This is a genomic window from Flavobacterium sp. 9AF (assembly GCF_902506265.1).
Classification (GTDB): Bacteria; Bacteroidota; Bacteroidia; order Flavobacteriales; family Flavobacteriaceae; genus Flavobacterium.
The window spans coordinates 1-3,837 of the sequence record NZ_LR733600.1 but is presented as its reverse complement, the minus strand read 5'-3'; the positions used below and the strand labels follow the sequence as shown (position 1 = coordinate 3,837).

General features: G+C 27.3%; 4 protein-coding genes. 1 reads left to right on the top strand and 3 read right to left on the bottom strand.

Annotated features, from left to right (window positions below):
- Window positions 1-393: hypothetical protein (locus tag HALO113_RS16805; protein ID WP_159780295.1), on the top strand; the 393-nt coding region annotated here is incomplete at its 5' end.
- 123 nt (window positions 394-516) lie between these two features.
- Here the strand turns inward: HALO113_RS16805 and HALO113_RS16800 are convergent.
- The 3 genes from HALO113_RS16800 to HALO113_RS16790 all read right to left on the bottom strand — a co-directional run bounded on the left by HALO113_RS16800 (window position 517) and on the right by HALO113_RS16790 (window position 3,408).
- The gene (locus tag HALO113_RS16800; RefSeq protein ID WP_159780294.1) at window positions 517-1,833 is read right to left on the bottom strand and encodes a glycoside hydrolase family 71/99-like protein; all 1,317 of its coding nucleotides are present in this window, start codon (window positions 1,831-1,833) and stop codon (window positions 517-519) included.
- A gap of 366 nt (window positions 1,834-2,199) precedes the next feature.
- The gene (locus HALO113_RS16795; RefSeq protein WP_159780293.1) at window positions 2,200-2,967 is read right to left on the bottom strand and encodes a carboxypeptidase-like regulatory domain-containing protein; all 768 of its coding nucleotides are present in this window, start codon (window positions 2,965-2,967) and stop codon (window positions 2,200-2,202) included.
- Between the two features lie 6 nt (window positions 2,968-2,973).
- Window positions 2,974-3,408, bottom strand: coding sequence for a hypothetical protein (locus HALO113_RS16790; RefSeq protein WP_159780292.1), 435 nt, complete (start codon window positions 3,406-3,408; stop codon window positions 2,974-2,976).
- Between the last annotated feature and the right edge of the window lie 429 nt (window positions 3,409-3,837).

Below are 3,837 nucleotides of genomic sequence, written 5' to 3'. Positions count from 1 at the left end.
GTACTATTAACCCTTTTATTATTTACTTTCAATTGTTATTCCCAAGATGTTGATTTTAAAAAAGGAAAAGTCCTTATTGATAATCAAAGTGTTTTTAATTTCGATAAAAGAAAAATGGGAAGCGAAATTTCTCTTTTTACATTAGACACCACTACAGAAATAATTTACATTGAAATTAACAATAACAATACAATTTCGTACTTAGATGACGATTTTATAAGATTGGTATTTCCAAAAAACGAAGTAACTATTAAATCCACACAATTAATTGGAAAAAGCTTAAAAGATATTATTCAATTATTATTTAAAAATAAGGTAGTGGATAATCACGGTAACATAAATGTAGATAATTTAGCTTTATTTTACGAAAGACAACACAATAAGAATATTTAAAAAATTAAAAACACTTTGTAAAGTAAGTAACAAAGTGTTTTTTTTAACATAAAGAGTTTTGCAAAGTAGTCATTAAGAGTAATGCCTAAAAATTGTATATATAAATAATTTTATGTTCTTCCATTATGTTCCGTATTGCGTTTCAATTGTAGTCAATAAATTTTTAGCATTATTTAAATCTAAAGTAAAAATGAATTGATAGGCACGATCCAAGATAGTTTGCAATCGATTGTCATTTTTGTATTTTTTTCGTAATAAATACAATCGGTAAGGTAATTGTAAATCTTCAACAGTATAGGTAACACCTGTGTAAGCTTGAATCTTTTCTAGAAAACTATAACCAAATTCATTCGTAGGTTCCATCATAGTTCCTTCTCCGAAATCGTTCCAAGTTAACAATTGAATAAATTCTACAGGATAGGAATCTGTTAAATTTAAAGTTTGTTCTAATACTTGTGTTCCATTATGTGGTATAACCCAATCTTGATCAGTAGTTGTTCTCCAACCACCTTCATAATAATAATCATTAAATCCAGAATAAACTCCACCTACTGTAGGAATATTATTTTGAAACGCATATTGATAATAATTGGACAACGTTGTTAAATGATTACTATCAATCCAGCTGTATTCTCCTCCAGCATATTGACCTAATCGGTTACTAGCCGCCCACAAAGACATAAAAGTGGGTGTCGAATTGAGTTGAGCCATAATCAATTGCCAATCTAATGGATCAGTTATATAATTAGGTCCAAACAAAAACAATAATTCTGAATTATTAATGCGAATATAATTGGGACTGGTAAAATAAGTGTTTTGTATGTATTGCAAGTCATTTGCAGCAGCAGCTATACTAGAACTACTTACTCTTTGTGTTTGCATATATTGTGTGGTTTTATCTTCATACATAATCGCAAATTTTAAACCCACTTCTTCTATTTCATTTATAAACGATTCTGTACTGGTTTTCAACTGAGCATAATCATTTACACTTCTACTTCCATACCAATCAAAAATAACGCCATCAATACCTGAAAGTTTCATTAACAACAAATGATATTCTTGTAAATCATCATCATTAGACGAATAAGGTCCTATTAAAGGATAATAATGAGATGCAATTTCCCTTTTTCCATTGCTGTCCATATTATTTGGGTTCCTGTTTGTCATGGTCCAATGTTGTCCCCAATAGCCGTCCTTTTCTAAAGAATAGAACCAAGGCATATAATGCACATATACTTTTTTTACATTACTTTTTACTACATCTACTGGTAAAGGTTTCCCTTTTTGATTAATCATTTCATTATACGCTTTGTCGAGCAGTTCCTCAGCACTTATAGTTGGCTCAATAACAATATGATCATATTCAGCATCATTCGAACATTTTATTGCAATTAGCGATAAAATGACTATAATATACAATTTTAATTTAGCATTCATAATAGTCTCATTTTAAGATTCATACCTAAAATTACACTAATTTTTTAACAATTGTTTATAGACAAATACCACTCGGCAGTATCTATTGATGAATACCCGTTTTCTATAGATGATTAGAATTTATTTTCAATTCAATTACGAATCCTTTTTATATAGCACTTACCTACTTTTCATTTTAGTTTAGTAGAATTGAAATAAAAAAGAATCCAAAAAACAAAATGGGAAATAGTGTAATTCCTATCCATAATCATTGAAGAAAATCTATTACTTTTTAAACAAAGACAAAATAATAGAAAGATTTAATTTTTTCTACAATTATAGCATAAAAGCACTTTACTTATATTTAAATTAAAGTGCTTTTTTTTATTATTTCTTTCGAAAAACATTTCTGATTTTATACCATATTCTTTTATGAAGTGGAACTTTTTTTGAATAAATATAAAAAACAGATAACTCAACTGGTTCTGTAAATTGCACATTGACTTTTACGTCTTTTATTTGTTCAAAATAAGTTTTATCCTCAGACCATAAAATTTGTTTATAACCCACATACCCAAATACTAGATTAACTTTTTCAAGTGATTCAATTACATCAGTTATATCTAATTTATAAAAACCATTCTCATTAGAATTTGCACCTATATCAGTTCCTGTAACTATAACATAAGCTCCAGGAAGTACTAATCCTTTTTCATCAGTAATAGTACCTGATATAAATATCATTTCTTTAACTATCGAACTATCCTGCTCTTGCTTTTTTACTGTTATGTTAGGGTTTACACTTAGCTTCTTATCGGTTTGCTCAACGTTTATTTCATGGCTTTTTTCTTGTCCTAAAGTATTCCAACTTAAAAAACTAAATAGTCCTATATAAAAGGCATTCCAACGCGTTCTATTTCTCCCTTTATTAGCTGATGAAGCAAATTCCAACTGTTCCTTATGATATAAACCACAAACTTTATCTTCAGAAAATATATGGGCTTGCGCAATTTCTGCATCTGTACTTTTTCTAAAATCAATAATCGTATGATTACATTGCAAGCATAATCTTCCTTTTTCATTTTCAGGCATGTCTTCCCAATACTGATGGCATTTTTTTATCTTAGAAAGATTTATTTTGGTAATGGTATTCATATCTTCTTATTTAGTACACTTTGTAAATGTAAATGTATCTTTTCCGTTTGATAAAACAATTTTTAAAGATGCATTCTTCTTATAAAAATCATAAAACTCTTTTTCAGTATGACAACCATGTTGAGCAAAATAAGGTGTCATCCATGTTAAACTATAGTCATTTTCTCCCCATTTTTCTAGTTCAAATTGAGCACTAGCTGTAAAGACTCTATCACTAAAAATTACCTTTATCGAATTAAAACTATCAAAATCTAAACTTAATTGTTCATGATTAGATATCATTTTAAAAACTACTACATCTGCACCAGGAACATTACAAATAAATTTAATTTGCATATCTGCAATACAATTATCGATTTTAGATTCTTTACAACTAAATAATAAAAGTCCAAAAAAAAGAAATAAACAACCTGTTATTTCAAATTTATTTTTAAAAGTCATTTTCAATATTATTTTATTAAAGATAACTAATTGTTCAATGGCGGCAACATTCTTGCTTCTTATATTTGATTAAAAAAAATAGATAAAAAAAAAGAATCCAAAAAACAAAATGGGAAATAGCGTAATTCCTATCCACAACCATTGTCTCTTTTTATTGTCATATTTTTCATGAAATAAAAAAAGAATATTAACTCCACTCCAAAGTAAGCAAATTAACAGCAATACAAGAGAACTTATTTTACCCATTAGATAAAAACATCTAAATTCAGTAAACCGAAACCTTTCTGATATATTAGCTAATAAAGATCCAAAAAACAGAAGTAGACAAACTATTATTGCAAATTTTTCAAATTTATTTTTAAAAAGCATTTTTAATTATTTTTATTTACTAAAAGTAAATAATTATTTACTTTTAGTAAGTTTTTATAT

Coding starts and splice junctions, on each gene's coding strand:
- HALO113_RS16795 (WP_159780293.1), bottom strand. CDS start 2,967: ATGAATACCATTACCAAAATAAATCTTTCTAAGATAAAAAAATGCCAT.
- HALO113_RS16800 (WP_159780294.1), bottom strand. CDS start 1,833: ATGAATGCTAAATTAAAATTGTATATTATAGTCATTTTATCGCTAATT.
- HALO113_RS16790 (WP_159780292.1), bottom strand. CDS start 3,408: ATGACTTTTAAAAATAAATTTGAAATAACAGGTTGTTTATTTCTTTTT.